At 60.7% G+C, this 18,293-nt stretch carries 18 protein-coding genes; 11 read left to right on the forward strand and 7 right to left on the reverse strand.

What is annotated here, in order from left to right:
* Positions 1-8 precede the first annotated feature (8 nt).
* The 4 genes from speD to QIT27_RS04270 form a co-directional block, all read right to left on the reverse strand.
* Complete coding sequence (gene speD, locus QIT27_RS04255; RefSeq protein ID WP_159343004.1) at positions 9-803, reverse strand: adenosylmethionine decarboxylase; 795 nt, start codon at positions 801-803, stop codon at positions 9-11.
* Between the two features lie 219 nt (positions 804-1,022).
* Entirely contained in the window at positions 1,023-1,442 is a 420-nt protein-coding gene (locus QIT27_RS04260) for an OsmC family protein (protein ID WP_159343003.1), read from the reverse strand.
* Between the two features lie 94 nt (positions 1,443-1,536).
* Positions 1,537-2,199: an N-acetylmuramate alpha-1-phosphate uridylyltransferase MurU gene (murU, locus tag QIT27_RS04265; protein ID WP_285262995.1), complete on the reverse strand. Its 663-nt coding sequence runs from the start codon at positions 2,197-2,199 to the stop codon at positions 1,537-1,539.
* Positions 2,196-3,206: an aminoglycoside phosphotransferase family protein gene (locus QIT27_RS04270; protein ID WP_285262996.1), complete on the reverse strand. Its 1,011-nt coding sequence runs from the start codon at positions 3,204-3,206 to the stop codon at positions 2,196-2,198. The genes murU and QIT27_RS04270 overlap by 4 nt, the downstream gene beginning before the upstream one ends.
* 70 nt (positions 3,207-3,276) lie before the next feature.
* On the opposite strand from QIT27_RS04270, the gene QIT27_RS04275 reads away from it, so the two are divergent.
* From QIT27_RS04275 to QIT27_RS04305, 7 genes are read left to right on the forward strand one after another with little or no spacing between them, the layout of a single operon-like run.
* Complete coding sequence (locus tag QIT27_RS04275) at positions 3,277-5,724, forward strand: LPS-assembly protein LptD (protein WP_285262997.1); 2,448 nt, start codon at positions 3,277-3,279, stop codon at positions 5,722-5,724.
* A gap of 37 nt (positions 5,725-5,761) precedes the next feature.
* Positions 5,762-6,802 carry a peptidylprolyl isomerase gene (locus QIT27_RS04280; protein WP_159342999.1) on the forward strand — a complete coding sequence of 347 codons (1,041 nt, stop codon included), beginning with the start codon at positions 5,762-5,764 and terminating at the stop codon, positions 6,800-6,802.
* Complete coding sequence (gene pdxA / locus QIT27_RS04285; RefSeq protein WP_285262998.1) at positions 6,802-7,845, forward strand: 4-hydroxythreonine-4-phosphate dehydrogenase PdxA; 1,044 nt, start codon at positions 6,802-6,804, stop codon at positions 7,843-7,845. Before QIT27_RS04280 ends, pdxA begins: the two co-directional genes overlap by 1 nt.
* 26 nt (positions 7,846-7,871) lie before the next feature.
* Positions 7,872-8,714: a 16S rRNA (adenine(1518)-N(6)/adenine(1519)-N(6))-dimethyltransferase RsmA gene (gene rsmA / locus QIT27_RS04290; RefSeq protein WP_159342997.1), complete on the forward strand. Its 843-nt coding sequence runs from the start codon at positions 7,872-7,874 to the stop codon at positions 8,712-8,714.
* On the forward strand, positions 8,711-9,088 hold the full coding sequence (gene apaG / locus QIT27_RS04295) for a Co2+/Mg2+ efflux facilitator ApaG/CorD (RefSeq protein ID WP_139526510.1): 378 nt from the start codon (positions 8,711-8,713) through the stop codon (positions 9,086-9,088). Before rsmA ends, apaG begins: the two co-directional genes overlap by 4 nt.
* Positions 9,089-9,110: 22 nt before the next feature.
* Positions 9,111-9,926 carry a symmetrical bis(5'-nucleosyl)-tetraphosphatase gene (locus tag QIT27_RS04300; RefSeq protein ID WP_285262999.1) on the forward strand — a complete coding sequence of 272 codons (816 nt, stop codon included), beginning with the start codon at positions 9,111-9,113 and terminating at the stop codon, positions 9,924-9,926.
* On the forward strand, positions 9,927-11,063 hold the full coding sequence (locus QIT27_RS04305) for a tRNA nucleotidyltransferase/poly(A) polymerase-related protein (RefSeq protein WP_285263000.1): 1,137 nt from the start codon (positions 9,927-9,929) through the stop codon (positions 11,061-11,063). It begins immediately after the preceding gene.
* Here QIT27_RS04305 and folK read toward each other — a convergent pair.
* Together folK and folB are read right to left on the reverse strand one after the other, a co-directional pair.
* Positions 11,060-11,605 carry a 2-amino-4-hydroxy-6-hydroxymethyldihydropteridine diphosphokinase gene (folK, locus tag QIT27_RS04310; RefSeq protein WP_285263001.1) on the reverse strand — a complete coding sequence of 182 codons (546 nt, stop codon included), beginning with the start codon at positions 11,603-11,605 and terminating at the stop codon, positions 11,060-11,062. The two genes, QIT27_RS04305 and folK, sit on opposite strands and share 4 nt — an antisense overlap.
* Positions 11,602-11,982 (reverse strand): dihydroneopterin aldolase, encoded by a 381-nt coding sequence (folB, locus tag QIT27_RS04315; RefSeq protein ID WP_159342993.1) that lies wholly within the window; start codon positions 11,980-11,982, stop codon positions 11,602-11,604. The genes folK and folB overlap by 4 nt, the downstream gene beginning before the upstream one ends.
* A gap of 102 nt (positions 11,983-12,084) precedes the next feature.
* On the opposite strand from folB, the gene QIT27_RS04320 reads away from it, so the two are divergent.
* On the forward strand, positions 12,085-12,654 hold the full coding sequence (locus QIT27_RS04320) for a glycerol-3-phosphate acyltransferase (RefSeq protein WP_159342992.1): 570 nt from the start codon (positions 12,085-12,087) through the stop codon (positions 12,652-12,654).
* A 9-nt stretch (positions 12,655-12,663) separates the two neighbouring features.
* Here the strand turns inward: QIT27_RS04320 and tsaD are convergent, their stop codons facing one another.
* Complete coding sequence (gene tsaD / locus QIT27_RS04325) at positions 12,664-13,707, reverse strand: tRNA (adenosine(37)-N6)-threonylcarbamoyltransferase complex transferase subunit TsaD (protein ID WP_285263002.1); 1,044 nt, start codon at positions 13,705-13,707, stop codon at positions 12,664-12,666.
* Between the two features lie 200 nt (positions 13,708-13,907).
* Between tsaD and rpsU the strand changes: the two genes are divergently transcribed.
* The 3 genes from rpsU (at position 13,908) to rpoD (ending at position 18,266) form a co-directional block, all read left to right on the forward strand.
* Positions 13,908-14,123: a 30S ribosomal protein S21 gene (gene rpsU, locus QIT27_RS04330; RefSeq protein WP_016416934.1), complete on the forward strand. Its 216-nt coding sequence runs from the start codon at positions 13,908-13,910 to the stop codon at positions 14,121-14,123.
* Positions 14,124-14,310: 187 nt separating this feature from the next.
* On the forward strand, positions 14,311-16,185 hold the full coding sequence (gene dnaG, locus QIT27_RS04335) for a DNA primase (RefSeq protein WP_285263003.1): 1,875 nt from the start codon (positions 14,311-14,313) through the stop codon (positions 16,183-16,185).
* Positions 16,186-16,409: 224 nt separating this feature from the next.
* A complete protein-coding gene (rpoD, locus tag QIT27_RS04340) occupies positions 16,410-18,266 on the forward strand; it encodes an RNA polymerase sigma factor RpoD (protein WP_159342989.1) in 1,857 nt (618 codons plus the stop codon).
* Positions 18,267-18,293 lie beyond the last annotated feature (27 nt).

Consider the following 18,293-nt stretch of genomic DNA (forward strand, 5'->3'; position numbering starts at 1 on the left):
GCCGTGCCTCAGTCGAAGTTGCGGGAGTAGAAAATCTCCAGCATCTCTTTGCGCAGACGACTTTCGATGTCGCGCGCTTCTTCGAAGGTGATGTCGCGGCGCGAGGTGCCGAACAGGTAGTTATCCAGTTCGAAGTCCTTGAGCAGCATCTTGGTGTGGAACATGTTCTCTTGATACACGTTCACGTCGATCATCTGGTAGGCCTGCTTGGTGTCTTCTGCCAAGTAGTCCTGAATCGAGGTGATGTCGTGGTCGATGAACAGTTTTTTGCCATCCACATCCCGCGTGAAGCCGCGCACGCGGTAATCCATGGTCACGATGTCGGAGTCGAAGCTATGGATCAGGTAGTTCAGCGCTTTCAGCGGGCTGATATGACCACAGGTCGACACGTCGATATCCAAACGGAAGGTGCTGATGCCGTTGTCCGGATGGGATTCTGGATAGCTGTGCACCGTGACGTGGCTCTTGTCCAGGTGCGCCACGACGGTTTCAGGCAGCGGGCCCGGGCCTGGCTCGGTTTGACCCGGCGTGGGGTCATCCAGCTCGTGCTCGGCGATCAGGATGGTGACGCTCGCACCGTGCGGCTCGTAATCCTGGCGTGAAATATTCAGCACGTGGGCGCCGATGATATTGGTCACGTCCTTGAGAATCTGCGTCAAACGTTCGGCGTTGTAAAGCTCATCGATATAGTCGATGTAAGCCGCACGCTGCTCCTCGGTTTTGGCGTAACAGATGTCGTAAATATTGAAGCTCAACGAGCTTGTCAGGTTGTTGAACCCGTGGAGTCGGAGATTATCTGACACGTCCGAACCTCCCTATGGCAGATGAAGACACCCCGACGATCCAGCGCCGGAACCGATAAACACTTGTTACCGTGCTGACGCAGCCGCTGTGCATGGAGCGGCCCCGCACTACGCAGTAGGGGGAAAAACAAGCGGGCGTATTATGCCCGCCCGTGGCGCGGGTTGCATCCGGCCACACTACTTTTTTTGAACCTGAGCGAAAGTGTCGCAGCGTGGGGCTCAAGCGTCGACGATCTCGAAAGAGTGGGTAATCTCAACGCCACCGTTGACGAGCATGATCGAGGCGCTGCAGTACTTCTCTGCCGAGAGCTCCACGGCCCGCTGTACCTGCTTCTCTTTCAAGCCACGCCCCGTCACCACGAAGTGCACGTGGATCTTGGTGAACACGGACGGCACCTCATCGGCGCGCTCGGCGTCCAGCTCTGCCACGCAGTCAGTGACATCGGCGCGGGCTTTGTCGAGGATGTTCAAGATATCGAAGGCAGTGCAGCTACCCATGCCCATCAACAGCATTTCCATCGGCCGTGGGCCAGTGTTACGACCGCCGTGGTCGGGCGGGCCATCGATCACAACGCTGTGTCCGCTACCCGATTCTGCGACGAACTGACGACCATCGGTCCATTTTACCCGTGCTTTCACGTTGCTCTCCTCATCTTGGCGACGAAAGGTAAGTCGCGCAGCATAACATTTCTAGGCGACAGCGCACGGCTTCATCGTGCGCTGGTCATGGCGGTCAAGCCTGAGCCAAGTGCTGCTCCAGTTCGGTGAGCCGTTCTGGGGTGCCAACATCGACCCAGTGGCCGCAGTAATGTTCACCGCTGACGCGCTGTTCGGCCATGGCGCGCTTCAGTAGCGGAGCCAGTGCAAACGCTCCTGGTGGCTCTGTTGCGACGAGGTCAGGGCGCAGAACGCTAATACCCGAGTAGGTCAGGCGTGACTCGCCCGTCTGCGTAACGCGGCCCCGGTCGAGCGCAAAATCGCCGCCAGGGTGGTGGTTAGGGTTATCCACGAGGATCAAGTGGGCGAGGTCGCCCTCTGCCAGCGTGGCAGCACTGGGTAGGTAGTCGCACCACACATCACCATTGATCAGTAGAAACGGCGCTTCGCCCAGCAGAGGCAGCGCTTTCTGAATGCCGCCGCCGGTCTCGAGCGGGCTAGCCTCCTGGCTCCAGTGAATGCGCAGTTGGTGGGCAGAGCCGTCGCCTAGCGCGGCCATGATCTGCTCGGCGCGGTAGCTCACGTTGATCACCACCTCCTCGATACCCGCACGCTTCAAGCGCTCCAGATGATGGACGATCAGCGGCTTGTCTGCCACGGGCAGCAGCGGTTTCGGGCAGTGGTCGGTGAGTGGGCGCATCCGTTTGCCCAGGCCTGCCGCTAAAATCATCGCCTTCATGGCGTATTTTCCTCCAGACGCTGCATGATCGCTGGGCGCAGCACGCCACTTACCCAGTCGGCAAACTCGCGGTGTTGGGGTAGTGCCACTAGGCTATCTTCTAGGTGCGCTAAAAAGTGGGGCAGGCGGGCTAAGTAGCCTTCTTTGCTGTCGCGCAGCGTCAACCGACAAAAGATGCCCAGCACTTTTAGCGAGCGCTGTGCGGCCATGGCGTGGCACTGCGCTAAAAAAGTTTCCTCGCTGACCGAGCGGGTCAGGCGACCCTCTTGCCGTGCCTGCTGATAGAAAGTGCCGACGAAGAAAGCAAACTGGTCAGGGCTGAAACGGCAGTAGCGGCCTCGCAGTAGCGAAATAACGTCGTAGCTGAGCGGACCTGCCACGGCGTCCTGAAAATCGATCATGTAAAGCGTTTGCTGGTGGAGCATCAGGTTCATCGCATCGAAATCACGATGAACGCTCACCACCGGTTGTTCCAGGGCGCGCTCGATCAATGTGCCGCGGAGCGCCTCCCAGCTATCCGGAACCGGCAGCGACAGCCAGCGACCCAGGCACCATTCGGGAAAAAGATCCAGCTCCCGGCCAAGTAGGGCGGCGTCGTAGGCGGGCAGGGCGGCTGGGTTGGCGCGGTTTTGCAATTCGGCAATCAGCGACAGCGCAGCGTGGTGGTGCTCCTCCGTGCGCGCCGGGTCAGTAAAGGTGGCTTGCAGGGGCGTATCGCCCAGATCATCCAGCAGCAAAAAGCCGGCGTCCAGATCACTGGCGTGAATGGCGGGCACCGGCAGTCCGGCGGCATGCCAGCGCTGGCCTATGGCCACAAACGGCGTGGAATCCTCCTGATCCGGCGGTGCATCCATGACGATTTGCGTGTTGCCATCCGGCAGCGTTAGTCGAAAATAGCGCCTAAAACTGGCGTCACCGCCCGCAGCAGAGAGGCGAAGAGTGGCGTGATCAAGGCCGTGTTGTTGCGCCGCCCACTGAGTGAGGGCGTCGATCCGAGAAGAGGACATGCAAGCTCCTTGCTGGTCGGGCATCATGCGGGCTGTATAATACCGATTCTGGATGCCAAGGATAACGAACATGGGCAAGCGAATCTCGCGCACCGTACCGGTTGCGCATACGCTGCTGGGCAGTTTGCTCGCTGGCGCCTCGTTTTCAGCGGTGGCGCAGGACCGAACCCTGCCCGCAGAGGCGCTGGACTGGCAGGCCTGGAGCCAAGACGAAGCGCCGCAACAGCTATGCCGGGGGCGCTATGTGATGCCCGGCTACCGCTTGCCAGCGGAACAGAACCCGGAAACGCTTTCGGTCGAAACCGAAGAGGTGGATTACGCCGCTGACGGCGAAGCCCTGCTGCGTGGCGATGTGGTACTGCGCCGGGGCAATACCGAGCTAGAGGCCGAACGTGTCTTTCTCCCGGCAGATCGCCAGCGGGTAGATGCCGAGGGCAACCTCGCCATTCGCGATAGTCAAGCCCTCGTGCGCGGCGAACACGCCACGTTGATGTTGAACGAAGATCGCGCCTCGCTACGTAACAGCCACTATGTGCTCTACGAGCAGCACCTGCGTGGGCAGGCGCGTGAGCTGCAACAGACCGGAGAGGAGCAGTACCGTCTGCAGGAAGCCACCTTCACGACCTGCGACCCCGGTGCTAACAGTTGGCAGTTGGTAGGTAGCGACATTCGTCTCGATCAGGCGGCAGGATTCGGCACTGCCCGCCACGCGCGGCTGGAAGTCAAAGACGTCCCGGTATTTTACTGGCCGTGGCTGCGTTTCCCCATCGATGATCGCCGTCATACGGGGCTGCTCTCGCCGTCAGTAAGCTTCTCAAGCGATGGCTTCGATTATACGCAGCCGTTTTACTGGAACATTTCGCCGAACCAGGATGCCACCATTACCCCGCGCTGGATGTCGGACCGGGGGCTGCTGCTCAATGGGGAATACCGCTACCTGCTCGAAGAGAGTCAGGGCTTGGTGGAGGGCGGCTACCTCGATAGCGACGGCGGCACCAATAACGGTGATAACCGCTTCGAGGGGGACGACCGCTGGTACATCGACGCCCAGCATGCAGGACGGCTCACGCCGCGCAGCGACTACCGGCTGCGCTACGGCGCGGCCAGCGACGGGCGCTACTTCGATGACTTTGGTGGCGAGTTCGGCAACAGCGACCGGGTCAGTATGGAGCGTCTGGCCCAGGTCGATTACCGCGGCGAACGCTGGCAGCTCGATGCGCGGGCCCAGGGCTTTCAGCGCCTGGAAGACCCGCTCAGCGACACCGATCGCCCCTTTTACCGCCTGCCAAGCCTGACCGCCAACTCCGATTGGCAGCTAGGCAACGGCCTCTATACGCAGTGGCGCTCCAACGCCACCTACTTCTGGCGCGATGTGGACGAGCGGCGGGTGCCGGAACGTGAGGCGGCCATTGGGTCGCGCCTGCACCTCACACCGGCGGTGGGCTGGCGTTACGAGCAGCCCTGGGGCTATATCGAACCCCGCACCGAGCTTTGGCACACGGCTTACGAGCTGGATTATGGCGACCGAGTGACCGATCGCACCACATCGCCTTCGCGCAGCGTCGCGATCACCTCCATCGACAGCGGCCTTGTCTTCGAGCGTGAACTGGAGCTTGGCGGGCGCGATTATCGCCAAACCCTCGAACCCCGCGTGAACTACGCCTACGTACCGCGCACCGACCAGACTCAGCTGCCCGATTTCGATAGCCGTGAACGGGCGTTTTCATGGGATCAGCTCTGGTCGCCGCACCGTTTCTCGGGGGCTGACCGCGTGGGGGATCTCAATCGCGTATCGCTCGGTGTCGAATCACGGTTGATCGAAGATAGCGCCGGGCGTGATCGTCTGACCTTTGGCGTCGGCCAGAGCTACTACTTCTCCGAGCGGCGCATCGATAGCGAAGGCGACCCGGACACGCTGCCAGCGCGCCCCAGTGAAGACCCTTCGGTGAATCCGGAAAGCCGCTATCAGGCCACCCGTGACCGCTCCCCGCTGGTCACTCGCCTGGATTGGCAAATATCGGATCGCTGGAGTACGGGCTACGAATGGCTCTACGATGACGAACGCGAGCAGACCGAGCGCTCTAGCGTGGACGTTCGCTACCGTCACCCGGAAGGGCACGTAGTGAACCTTGGCTACCGTTGGGAGATCGAAGGGTTCGATCCGAGCGTGGTGCCGGGCGACGACGGTTTCCGCGACTACAGCCGCGAAGAGTGGGATCTCTCGCTGGCGTGGAAAGCGAGCCCAAGGATTGATTTGATTGGCCGCTACCTGCACGATCAAACCAACAACCGTCCCCTGGAACAGCTCGCGGGCCTACAGTGGAACGACTGCTGCTACGGCGTACAGCTGGTATGGCGTGAATGGATCGACGACAACGATACGGCGCGGGTTGGCGATGACTTCAACGACCGCGGGCTATTTTTGCGCTTCGTGTTTCGTGGTCTAGGTGGCGTGGGTCAAGAGGCCGACGGCTACTTTGAACAGGCGATTCCCGGCTACCGCCCTACGCCCCTATGAACGACCACTTTAAAATAGCGACTGAAAGAGACTTTTTATGATGATCAGAAAGACCTTGCTGAGCTGCGCGCTGAAGAAACGAGCCACCCAGCTGTCCGCAGGCAGCCTGATGGTGCTCTGCCTGGGCACGGGTGCGGCGCTGGTTCCGCTGACCGTTCATGCGCAAAATTTCGAGTCGGCCCAGCGTCAGCAGTTGGATAGCGTCGTCGCAGTCGTCAACGATGGCGTCATCATGCGCAGCGAGTTGGATGACCGCATTGCCCAGGTGGAGCAGCAAGCAGCGGCTCAGGGCGGCAATTTGCCGCCGCGTAATCAGCTGGCCCAGCAGGTGCTGGAGCGCATGGTCATGGATGAAATCCAGCTGCAGATGGCCCGCCAAGCCAACCTGAGCGTGGATGACACCGAACTCAACCGCCAGCTGCGCAGCATTGCCGAATCCAACAACATGACGTTGGACCAGTTTGCCGATGCGGTAGAAGCCGACGGCATTACCCTGGCCGACGTGCGCGAAGACGTACGCCGCGAAATGCTGATGCGCCAGGTACAGCAGCGCCAGATTAGCCAGCGCGTCACGGTTTCCGACCGCGATGTGGAGCGTTTCCTGAGCCAGCAGCCAAGCCAACAGCAGGGGCAGGCGTTTATCGAAGAGACCCGTGCCCGCCACGTGCTGGTGGAGCTGACGCCTACGCGTAACGAGAACCAAGCCCGCGCCCGCGCGGAAGAGGCTCGCCAGCGTTTGCAGCAGGGCGCAGACTTCGCGTCGGTGGCCCGTGAGTACAGTGACGACCGTGGTAGCGCCATGAACGGCGGCGACCTGGGCTGGGTGCGCCCTGGCCAAACGGTGCCTGCGTTCGAAGAAGCCATGACGTCTCTCAGCCCGAACCAGCTCTCCGAGCCAGTACGCTCTCAGTTCGGCTATCACGTCATCGAAGTGCTGGAGCGTCGCCGCCAGGACGTGACCGAAGAGAGCCGTCGTGAGCAGGTGCGCCAAGCGATTTTCCAGCGTCGTGCCAACGAAGAGCTGCAAACCTGGCAGCGTGAAATTCGCGAACAGGCCTTCGTGGATATTCGTCTCTAATGACGCGGCCGCTGCTGTTAACCACCGGTGAACCTGCGGGCATCGGGCCAGAGCTGACGCTGATGCTGGCCGCTCGTGGGCAATTAGCCAACACGGTGGCGGTGGGTGACCCGCAGATGCTGCGCCAGCGCGCCGAGCTGCTCGGGCTGGCCGTAGAGGTCGTCGAGGCCGCGCCGGGTAGCTTGGATATATCCTCTCCAGGGCGTTTGGTGGTGTGGCCCGCCGCACTGCGCGCGCCTGCCACGCCTGGGGTGCTCAATCCCGCCAACGCCAGCTACGTGTTGGAGACACTGCAAATCGCCGTAGACGCCTGCCAAGCAGGGCAGGCCGCGGCGATGGTCACCGCGCCGCTACATAAAGGGGTCATCATCGAAGGGGGCTTTCCCCACTTCACCGGCCATACCGAGTGGCTGCGCGATGCCTGCGGCGTGGATGACGTAGTGATGCTGCTGGCGACCGATGCCGCGCTGCATGCCAAGAACCCGCTGTGGCAAGGCAGCGGCGATTTGCGCGTGGCGCTGGTGACGACTCACCTGCCGCTGCGTAACGTGGCCGATGCCATCACGTTCGAGCGGGTCACCCAGATCAGCCGCTTACTGGCCGCTGACCTGCGGCGCCAATTCGGCATCTCGCATCCGTGCATTGCGGTATGCGGCCTCAACCCCCATGCGGGGGAAGAGGGGCATTTGGGGCGCGAAGAGCTGGATATTATTATTCCTGCCCTCGACGCGCTGCGTGCCGACGGGCTGGATATCCAAGGGCCGCTGCCTGCCGATACGCTGTTCACCCCGCGTCACCTAGCCGGAGTCGATGCGGTGCTGGCGATGTACCACGACCAGGGCTTGGCAGTGCTAAAATACGCCGGCTTTGGTCAGGCCGCGAACATTACCCTGGGGCTGCCGCTGGTGCGTACCTCGGTGGACCACGGCACCGCGCTGGATTTGGCGGGCCATGGTACTGCCGACCCCAATAGTCTGGGCGTCGCGCTTGCCCTAGCGCAGCGCCTTGCTGCTCAGCGTGCCAGCTCCCTGGCCGCTTCATGAATCAACCCTCCAAGGAACACTGTTAGATGTCTCAAGTGCCTCAGCAGCACCGTGCTCGTAAACGCTTCGGTCAAAACTTTCTGCGTGACCTCGGCATCATTTCGCGTATCGTCCGCGCCATCGGGCCACGCGAAGGCGACCGTCTCGTCGAAATTGGCCCCGGGCAAGGTGCACTGACGGCGCCGCTGCTGGAAGCGGCGGGGAAGCTGGAGGTGATCGAGCTGGACCGTGATCTGATTCCAGGCCTGCGGGTGCAGTTTTTTAACTACCCTGAGTTCGTGATTCATGAAGGCGACGCGCTGAAGTTCGATTTTGCCGAGCTCAAGGGCGATGGCCCGGCGCTGAGGGTGGTGGGCAACCTGCCTTACAACATCTCGACACCGCTGATCGTGCACCTTCTGAGCATGGGTAACGCCATTGCTGATATGCACTTCATGCTGCAAAAAGAGGTCGTGGAGCGCCTGGCCGCCGAGCCGGGTAGCACCGACTGGGGTCGCCTGTCGGTGATGGCGCAGTACTACTGCCAAGTGGACCAGCTGTTCATCGTACCGCCGGAGGCCTTCGTGCCGCGCCCGAAGGTGGACTCCGCGATCGTGCGTCTCACGCCCCATGAACATCTGCCCCACACCGCCGATGATCCGGCCCTGCTGTTCGAACTGGTCAAGCTGGCCTTTGGGCAGCGGCGTAAGACCCTGCGCAATAACCTGAAAGGGCGAGTCAGCGCCGAGACGCTGGAAGCGTTGGGCATCGACCCGGCGCGACGCCCGCAAACTCTGACGGTGGCGGAGTACGTCACCATCGCCAATCAGGTCGCGGCCAACGAGGCGGCCACTGCGGACGACGGCAACCAGGGGGGCGACGAGGCGTGAGTGGCTTGGAGATCGAGGTCAGCGTCACGCCCGAGTTTCGTGATGCAGAGTCGAGCGACAGCGAATCCCGCTACGTGTTTAGCTACACCGTAACGGTCCATAATCAAAGCCCGCACAGCGTGCAGCTAATGGCGCGTTACTGGAAGATCACTCAAGGCAGCGGCGATAGCCAAGAGGTGCGTGGCAAAGGCGTGGTGGGCCAGCAGCCGCTGATTGGCCCTGGTCAGCGTTTTCGCTACACCAGTCGGGCGATTCTGCAAACGCCGGTCGGGGTGATGGAAGGTGCCTATACGCTGCTCAATACTTACACGCAGCGCGCCTTCGATGTGCCCATTGCGCCATTTCGTTTGGCGGTGCCGCGTCAACTGCACTGAACTCTGTTAGTCGGGAATGCCCATGAGTACCTATGTCATTGGCGACCTGCACGGCTGCCATGCCGAGTTTGTTCGCCTGCTGGACGCTGTGAATTTCAGCCCCACCCACGACACGCTCTGGCTGGTGGGCGATGTGATCAATCGAGGCCCCGGTTCGCTTGCCTGCTTGCAAGAAGCTCAGGCCCTCGGTAGCGCCGTGCGCTGCGTGCTGGGGAACCACGATTTTCACCTGCTGGTGGTGGCTCGTGGGGGCGGCAAGTTGAAAAAGAACGACACCTTGGACGATATTCTGGCCTCCCCCCAGCGGGAGTCGCTGCTGGATTGGCTGCAGAGCCAGCCCCTGGTCGTGCATGAGGGTAATACGCTTATGGCCCACGCCGGACTGCTGCCCAGTTGGAGTGCCGAACAGGCGCTGACGCTAAGCGGTGAAGTGCAGTCGGCGCTGCAAAGCGAGCACTCAGGCGCATTTTTAAGCCAGCTTTTCGGCAATCAGCCGGACCGTTTTCGGGACGACTTGGAAGGTATGGATCGCCTGCGCTGTATCGTCAATGTGTTGACCCGGATGCGCTTCATCGACGCCGAGGAGCGCCTCGATTTTGCGGCCAAAGAGGGACTCGATAGCGCCCCTGAAGGGTTCGCTCCCTGGTTTCAGTTTCCACGCCAGGATGATCTGCGCCTTCTGTTTGGCCACTGGGCCGCGCTGGAAGGGCGCACTCCCCACGCCAAGGTCAACGTCGAGGGATTGGATACCGGCTGCGTATGGGGCGGGGCCTTGACGGCGATGAACCTGGAGACCGGCGAGCGCACCCGCGTCCCTAGCCAGCAAGGAGGTCGTTAAGTGTTTCAACAGGATGCGCTCACCCAAGGGTTGTCGGTATACCGCGTAGGCGGCGCGGTGCGGGATGCGCTGCTGGGCTGGCCGGTGGTCGATCACGACTGGGTCGTGGTGGGAGCAACGCCGGACGACATGCGCCAGCGGGGCTTCAAGCCCGTAGGTCGCGACTTTCCAGTTTTTTTGCATCCCCATACCTCAGAAGAGTATGCACTGGCGCGCACCGAGCGGAAATCCGGGCACGGCTACGGGGGGTTCGAGGTGTATGCCAGCCCGGATGTAACGCTGGAGGAGGATCTCTCCCGGCGTGACTTGACGATCAATGCCATTGCCCAGGGGCCCGAGGGGGAACTGACGGACCCGTTTCACGGCCAGCAGGATATCCGGCAGCGACTTTTACGCCACGTATCGCCTGCCTTCAGCGAAGATCCGTTGCGGGTGCTGCGCACTGCGCGCTTTTTAGCCCGCTATGCGCATCTGGGCTTTACCATTGCCCCAGACACCCACGCGCTGATGCGCCACGTCAGCGGCAGCGGCGAACTTGGCCACCTAGCCGCAGAGCGGGTGTGGGTAGAGACCGAAAAAGCGCTGGGAGAACCCAATCCAGAGCGCTATTTCACGACGCTAAACGAGTGCCAGGCGCTCGCCACTTGGTGGCCGGAACTTGACGATGACGACACCTTGGCCGCTGCCCTCGACGCGCTAGCCAGCGCGCCTGAGACCTCTTCACCCGCGCTTGCCCACTGGCGCTATGCGCTGCTGGTCTCGGTGCTCAGTGACGAGCAGCGCGACGCGTTAGCGGGCAGGCTGCGGCTGCCCAACGCGGTGACGCAGTTAGCTCGCCATACCGCGCTGACGACAGCGCTACTCGTTGCACCGCTCAACGATGAGCGAGTGCTGCACTGGTTGGAGCGCTTGGATGGCTGGCGCAAACCTGCGCAGGTCGCTGCGCAGTTGCAGCTCGTCGGCCGTTTGGCTCCTGAGTACCAAGCCCTGCTGGAGGCGGCATGGCAGGCAGCCCAGGCAGTGAGCCCCCAGGCGCTGCTCGGTGAAGGGTACCGTGGTGCCGCTTTGGGAGACGCGCTGCGCCAGTATCGCCAGAGGGCGGTGGCAGGTGCGCTAGGCGAAAGGGCGTCGCACTAGCGCGCTATGGCCGCACGAAGCTGCGGGTCGGCTTGGGAAATCCAGCGGCCCCGCCAGTGAAAATCAATGGGCCAAAGGCGCTGGTCGCCCAACGTGAAGCGTTTCCAAAGCGTGGCATAGGAGGTGTGGCAGGCGGGATGACGCGTGTTGGGTAGTAGCTCGGCCAGTGGCTGAAGCACGAAGGCATTGTGGGTGATCTCCCCGCGGGGCAGGGTGACATCATCGATGATCCCGCAGGCATCGCCGACGGTCAGTAAATCGATATCCAGCGCGCGGGGGCTGCACTTCTTCATGTCTGGCGTTCGGCCGTGGGCAATTTCGAGCGCTTTGGACCACGCTTGGAGGTCGCTCACCGACCAATCACTGTAAAATGCGACCACCAGGTTGTAGAAGTTACGGCTATCTTTAAAGCCTACCGGCTCGCTTTCAAAAATTCGCGAAATCTGCAGCGGGCCAAACGTCTCTTCTAGGGCATCCAGACAGAGCCGGATATGGGTGTCGGGGTCGATGTTGCTGCCCAGGCTCAGGGTCACCAGATTCATAACGTCGTGTCCTGCGTGGCCTCCGGCAGCGTGCCGCGGGTGATTTCCAGACCGACGCTGGCCGCTTGAGGGACGGCACCGGGCTTGCGGACGGTCATGCGTAGCCAGCGAATCGGGAATTCATGCTGTAGGCAGGCCGCGAGACGCTCCGCGAAGGTTTCCACCAGGGCAAACTGATGCTCGTCGGCGAACTGCTGGATTCGTTGGCAGATCGCGGCATAATCCAGCGTCAAGCGTAAATCATCCGTGGCGGCTGCGGGCCGAATGTCCGTTGCCAGCGATAGATCCAGGCTCAGCGATTGCGTTATCGTGCGTTCCCAGTCGTACACACCGATGACGGTGTCTACGGTGAGTGCTTCGATCAAAATGCGGTCCACAGGCCTTCCCCCAGGGTCAACAAGCGGGCGATTGTACTTGAGGATGACCAGAAACGACAGTAAGGCAGCGGCGTTGGCCGCCAATGCCAGGGTGGGCAGGCCATGATATGGATAGTGATCGGCTACTTGAGTGGCAGTTGGCTGGCGGCAGTGAGCGTGTGCCGCTGGGCAGGTGTCGACGATCCTCGGTTTTGTGGCTCCTACAACCCAGGGTTTTCCAACGTACTGCGCCTGTATGGCCCGCGACTGGCCGCCGCCACGCTGCTGCTGGATGCGCTAAAAGGCGTGCCCGCAGTGCTGGCGGCCAAGTGGCTAACGCTGCCGGTATGGCTCCAGGGAGTTGTGGGGCTCGCCGTGCTGCTGGGGCATAGCTACCCCCTTTGGTATGGCTTTCGCGGGGGAAAGTCGGTGTCCAGTGCGTTTGGCGTGCTGCTGGTGCTGGTGCCCAGCGTGGCGCTGCTGACGGCACTTGGTTGGACGCTGCTTGCGTGGCGGCTGCGCACTGCCGCAGCGGCATCGCTTGCCTGTGCGCTGCTGGCGCCGCTGCTGTGCCTCTGGCTGGCCCCCGGTTACGTGAGTGTCGTAGGGGGCTTTAGCCTACTGGTGCTGGCTCGACACGGCCTCAATATTCGCCGCTTGCGTCGAGGGGACGAGCCGCACCTGCGTGGGTAGGCGCGGCGATTACTCGGGGGCGTTCAAGGTATCCAACGGCCATCGGGGCGTGGCCTGCATCACGCCGTTGTCATCCCGCTCGCCTGCCGCCAAGCGCTGCGCCCCGACATAGGCAATCATGGCGCCGTTGTCGGTACAAAAACGCCCGCGAGGGTAATAAGCGCGGGCTTGGCGCTTTTGAGTCTCCAGCGCTAGCCGTTCACGCAGGCGGGTGTTGGCGCTCACGCCGCCTGCCATCACGATGCGCTTTAGGCCGGTTTGGTCGAGCGCACGGCGACATTTGATCACCAATGTATCCACCACGGCCTCTTCAAAGGCCCGTGCAATATCGGCTTTCGACTGTTCATCCAGCTCACCTGCGGCTTCTAGCTGGCGAATCGCCGTTAGCGTATGGGTTTTTAGACCAGAGAAACTGAAGTCCAAGCCCGGACGGTCGGTCATCGGGCGCGGAAAACGAAACCGTTTCGGGTCGCCCTGTTCGGCGAGTTTGGCCACCAGCGGGCCGCCAGGATAGGCAAGGCCGAGCATCTTGGCGGCTTTGTCGAAGGCTTCTCCGGCCGCGTCATCCACCGATTCACCCAGCAGTTGGTAATGCCCTAACCCTTGTACCTCCACCAACTGGGTATGACCGCCCGAGACCAGAAGAGCGACGAACGGAAACTCGGGGGCATCGTCTTCCAGCATGGGGGCCAGCAGGTGGCCCTCCATGTGGTGAACGCCCAGCACCGGTATGTTCAGCGCTTTGGCCATGCCGTGGGCAGTGCTGGCACCCACCATCAGGGCGCCGACGAGGCCCGGTCCGGCGGTGTAAGCGATACCGTCCAGGTCTTGGCGGGTGAGCTGGGCGTCTTTTAGTACTTGCTCGATCAACGGCAGCAACTTGCGGGTGTGATCTCGGGAGGCCAGCTCCGGCACGACGCCGCCGTACTCCGCATGCATGGCGATTTGGCTATACAGCGCATCGGCTAGCAGGCCGCGCCCACCGGTAAACGCGGTATCGTAAATGGCGACGCCGGTTTCGTCGCAAGACGTTTCAATGCCCAGTACGCGCATAGCAAAAGAACTCGTATAGGTGGTAAGGCAGAAGCTTGAAACCGGCTAGTTTAGCATTATGGCAGTGAAGGGGCGTAAGCATTTGCAAAGATCGCCAACCACGACTAGACTACTGTGCGCTGTAAAACTGGGTCGTACACCGTCGTGTTCGGTGTGCGTACTATCCGAACTCAAGACTCCTTAAGGTAGGTGAGTGCTTAATGCCTTCTGTAAAAGTACGTGATAACGAGCCGTTTGACGTCGCCCTGCGTCGCTTCAAGCGTTCTTGCGAAAAAGCTGGCGTTCTGTCTGAAGTACGTCGTCGCGAGCACTATGAGAAGCCGACTGCTGAGCGCAAGCGCAAAGCGGCAGCTGCCGTAAAACGTCACGCTAAGAAATTGCAGCGTGAGCGTAAGCGTTTCGAACGGCTCTATTGATCCGTACCTGGGGGTAGCCTGCGCTGTTAGCCGGTTATCTCAAGAGGGATGCCAAGCGGCCGCCACTAGGTGGCCGTTTGTTTTTCGTTCTGTGATGTGTGTTTTGCGCGGTTTAAGGTGATCAGGCGCGTTGCCTGATGACGTTAGACCCGCCCATTAGCGCTTCGCGCGAGGATGCCCGCAGTTCATGGCAGGCCAAATTCCACAGCGTTTCATTGACGACCTGCTTGGCCGCGTTGACGTGGTGGAAGTGGTTGGCGAGCGCGTGCAGCTCAAAAAAGCGGGCCGTAACTTCTCCGGTTTGTGTCCTTTCCATCAAGAAAAAACGCCGTCGTTCACGGTGAGTGCCGACAAGCAGTTTTATCACTGTTTTGGCTGTGGCGCTCACGGCAACGCGCTGCGCTTTTTGATGGAGTACGACAAGCTGCCGTTCCCCGAAGCGGTAGAGCAGTTGGCTGGACGCCTAGGGCTCGACGTACCCCGTGAGGGAGCGGATGACCCGCGTGCCCAGCAGCGCGAGAAGAAGCGTAAAGAGGGCGTCAATCTGCTGGAAGTGGCCGCCAGCTTCTATCGTGAACGGCTGAAAATGCAGGAGGGCCAGAGTGCTCAGCGCTATCTGCAGGGTCGCGGTCTATCGCCGGAGGTGATCGACACCTACGGTATCGGTTATGCGCCGGGTGGCTGGGAAGCGCTCAAACAGCACCTGTCGGCAAAAGGTATCGGTGAGCCGGTACAAGTCGAGTACGGGCTGCTGATCCATCGAGAAGATACCGGGCGCACCTATGACCGCTTTCGTGATCGGGTAATGTTTCCCATCCGCGACTTGCGTGGCCGTACGCTAGGCTTTGGTGGCCGAGTCATGGGCGATGAGCAGCCCAAATACCTCAATTCACCGGAAACGCCTGTCTTTCATAAGGGGCGAGAGCTATACGGTTTGTACGAGGCGCGCCAGGCGTCCAGCAAACTTGAGCAGCTGGTGATGGTCGAAGGCTATATGGATGTGGTGGCGCTGGCCCAATTCGGCATTCATAACGCCGTCGCTACCTTGGGTACCGCGACCACGGAAGATCACTTGAGCCGCCTGTTTCGTCTGGTGAGCCGAGTGGTGTTCTGCTTCGACGGTGACCGGGCGGGTCGTCAGGCGGCAAGCCGCGCTCTGGAGACCGCTCTGCCGCAAATGATCGACGGTCGTGAGGCGCGTTTTCTATTTCTGCCTGACGGGGACGATCCAGATTCGCTGGTACGGCGAGAGGGGAGCGAGGCGTTTCAAGATCGCGTTACCTGCGCGATGCCGCTGTCGGAGTTCCTCTTCGAGCAGGCCGCCCAAGGGCGCGATTTGAATACGGTGGAAGGGCGCGAGCGCTTTGCCAGTCAGGTGTTGGAGGCGCTGAACAAAGTGCCAGACGGCATGCTGAAATCGCTGCTGCTCGAGTCGCTGGCCAAACGCAGCGGGCTGGCGCAGTCGCAGCTCCAAACACTGTTGGAGAAACGCACGGCTGCCGCTCAGGCGAGCCCCCAATGGGCGCCAGTGGACGAGACAGCGCCTGAGCCCATGCTGGCAGAGCAAGCCTCCTCCCGCCCGGCTGCTCGCGGCCGTCGCCAAGGGACAACGCTGCAAACGCTATCAACGGTGGGCCGGATCGTGCAGCTACTGCTGCATGAGCCGCGTTTGGTAACGGCGCTGCCCGAGACGCTGGATTGGCTGCCAGATAGTAGTGAAGAGGCCCCGCTGTGCCGCGAGTTGATTGCACTACTGCGTGCCGGACGCTATCGCAGTCCACAGGTGGTGCTGGCGCACTTCCAGGGCACTGAGGAGGGAAAGTTGCTTAGTGAAATTGCAGCAAGAGAGCCTTTGCTTGGTAGGGAGCATCGAGAGACAGAGTTAATAGATAACATAAATTATCTAAAAGCTATGAAAGAAAAGTCTCAGCCTCACGCTGAAATTGATGCGTTAACTGAGCAGTTTTCTGCATTGGTAAAGAAAAAAGAGTCTGGTCAAAAGCTTACTGCCCAAGAGAGGCAAAAGTTTATGCAGATGCTTGCGTCTAATAAGCGGATGTAAGCCTCTAAATTTCACTTAAGGGTTGAATTACCACGCTTCAGCACCACATACAGGGTTAGTCGCCAGGCGCTGGCCTAACCGAACAACCTAACACACCTGAATGACCGCGCAAATACGTTTCGCTGGAAAAAATCCAGCTATTTACGCTATACTGTTCGGCTTGTTGAGTTTAATCGATTCAGCGCCCCAGGTGTTTCATTCTTCTTCGTCGAGATAGGGTTTCTATGGCTGGAAATGCGCAGCAGCAGTCACGTCTGAAGGAGTTGATCGCGCGCGGCAAGGAACAGGGCTACCTGACCTATGCCGAGGTCAACGACCATCTACCCGAGGATATCGCCGACCCGGATCAAGTGGAAGACATCATTGGCATGATCAACGACATGGGTATCAGTGTCGTTGAAGAAGCGCCAGATGAAGACACTTTGATGATGTCGGATCACTCCACGGACGAGTCCGCTGCGGAAGAGGCCGTTGCGGCACTCGCCGCCGTGGAAAGCGACGTCGGTCGCACCACCGACCCCGTGCGCATGTACATGCGTGAAATGGGGACGGTAGAGCTTTTGACCCGTGAAGGCGAAATCGAGATCGCCAAACGGATCGAAGAGGGCACGCGGGAAGTGATGTCCGCACTGGCGTATCTGCCCGGTGCAGTGGCCTCGATCCTCGAAGCCTACGACGCCACCCAGGACGAAGAAGCCCCTGGGCGCCTATCGGATCTGTTTTCTGGCTTTATCGACCCTGACGAAGGTATTCCTGGGGTTGCCGAAGCAGAGGTGCCGGAGCCCGAAGTCGACACCGAGCTGAGCGATGATGACGATATCGACAGCGATGCGGACGACGACGAGGACGACACCACCGCTAGCGAAGGCGGCCCAGATCCTGAAGAGGCCAAGGCTCGCTTCGAACAGATTCGCGAGCAAAATGCGGCGGTGGAAGCCGCGCTGGCCAAACACGGTCGTGGCAGCGCCGAGCTGAAGTTCGAGCAGGAGCGTCTTGCCGAGCTGTTTTCGCCGATCAAGCTGGTGCCGAAACACTTCGAGCGTCTGGTTGGCCAAGTGCGGATCAGTGTCGAACAGGTGCGTGCCCAGGAAAAAGCGGTCATGCAGCTGTGCGTCAAGAAAGCCAAGGTGCCGCGCAAAACGTTTATCAAGTCGTTCCCGGGCCACGAATCGGATCAGACATGGCTGGACGCCTTCCAAGAAGCGCAGCCTAAGTACGCTGACCGCCTAGAGCCGCTGCGTGCCGATATCGCCCGCTCTCAGCGTAAGATTGCCTTCGAAGAGGACATGGTGCAGCTCTCGGTGGCTGACCTCAAAGAGGTGAATCGCAAGCTGTCGATTGGTGAAGCGAAAGCTCGTCGCGCCAAGAAAGAGATGGTCGAGGCGAACTTGCGCTTGGTAATCTCGATTGCCAAGAAGTACACCAACCGTGGCCTGCAGTTCCTCGATCTGATCCAGGAAGGCAACATCGGCTTGATGAAGGCGGTAGACAAGTTCGAATACCGTCGTGGCTACAAGTTCTCGACCTACGCGACGTGGTGGATTCGTCAGGCCATTACTCGCTCGATCGCAGATCAGGCGCGGACCATTCGTATCCCGGTCCACATGATCGAGACGATCAACAAGCTCAACCGCGTCTCCCGTCAGATGCTGCAGGAAATGGGTCGCGAGCCGACACCGGAAGAGCTGGGCGAGCGTCTGGAAATGCCGGAAGACAAAGTGCGTAAGGTGCTCAAGATCGCCAAAGAGCCGATCTCCATGGAGACGCCGATTGGTGATGACGACGATTCGCACCTGGGTGACTTCATCGAAGACGGCACCATGCTGCTGCCGATCGATATGGCCACCGGCGAAGGCTTGATCGAAGCGACCCGCAACGTGCTGGGCGGTTTGACTGCCCGCGAAGCGAAAGTCCTGCGGATGCGTTTCGGTATCGACATGAATACCGACCACACGCTGGAAGAGGTGGGCAAACAGTTCGACGTCACCCGCGAGCGGATTCGTCAGATCGAAGCCAAAGCGCTTCGCAAGCTGCGCCACCCCAGCCGCTCAGAGCCGTTGCGTTCGTTCCTGGACGAGTAAAGCCACGAGTAGTGAAGAGTGAGTGGT

Origin of the sequence: Halomonas sp. LC1 (assembly GCF_030247125.1) — a bacterium.
Lineage (GTDB): Bacteria > Pseudomonadota > Gammaproteobacteria > Pseudomonadales > Halomonadaceae > Vreelandella.

Excerpts from the sequence above, each read along its gene's own strand:
- pdxA (WP_285262998.1), top strand. The coding sequence starts at position 6,802 with ATGACGCGGCCGCTGCTGTTAACCACCGGTGAACCTGCGGGCATCGGG.
- QIT27_RS04320 (WP_159342992.1), top strand. The coding sequence starts at position 12,085 with ATGATATGGATAGTGATCGGCTACTTGAGTGGCAGTTGGCTGGCGGCA.
- murU (WP_285262995.1), bottom strand. The coding sequence starts at position 2,199 with ATGAAGGCGATGATTTTAGCGGCAGGCCTGGGCAAACGGATGCGCCCA.
- rpoD (WP_159342989.1), top strand. The coding sequence starts at position 16,410 with ATGGCTGGAAATGCGCAGCAGCAGTCACGTCTGAAGGAGTTGATCGCG.
- folK (WP_285263001.1), bottom strand. The coding sequence starts at position 11,605 with ATGAATCTGGTGACCCTGAGCCTGGGCAGCAACATCGACCCCGACACC.
- dnaG (WP_285263003.1), top strand. The coding sequence starts at position 14,311 with ATGGCAGGCCAAATTCCACAGCGTTTCATTGACGACCTGCTTGGCCGC.
- QIT27_RS04280 (WP_159342999.1), top strand. The coding sequence starts at position 5,762 with ATGATGATCAGAAAGACCTTGCTGAGCTGCGCGCTGAAGAAACGAGCC.
- QIT27_RS04275 (WP_285262997.1), top strand. The coding sequence starts at position 3,277 with ATGGGCAAGCGAATCTCGCGCACCGTACCGGTTGCGCATACGCTGCTG.
- rsmA (WP_159342997.1), top strand. The coding sequence starts at position 7,872 with ATGTCTCAAGTGCCTCAGCAGCACCGTGCTCGTAAACGCTTCGGTCAA.
- QIT27_RS04300 (WP_285262999.1), top strand. The coding sequence starts at position 9,111 with ATGAGTACCTATGTCATTGGCGACCTGCACGGCTGCCATGCCGAGTTT.
- tsaD (WP_285263002.1), bottom strand. The coding sequence starts at position 13,707 with ATGCGCGTACTGGGCATTGAAACGTCTTGCGACGAAACCGGCGTCGCC.
- rpsU (WP_016416934.1), top strand. The coding sequence starts at position 13,908 with ATGCCTTCTGTAAAAGTACGTGATAACGAGCCGTTTGACGTCGCCCTG.
- QIT27_RS04270 (WP_285262996.1), bottom strand. The coding sequence starts at position 3,206 with ATGTCCTCTTCTCGGATCGACGCCCTCACTCAGTGGGCGGCGCAACAA.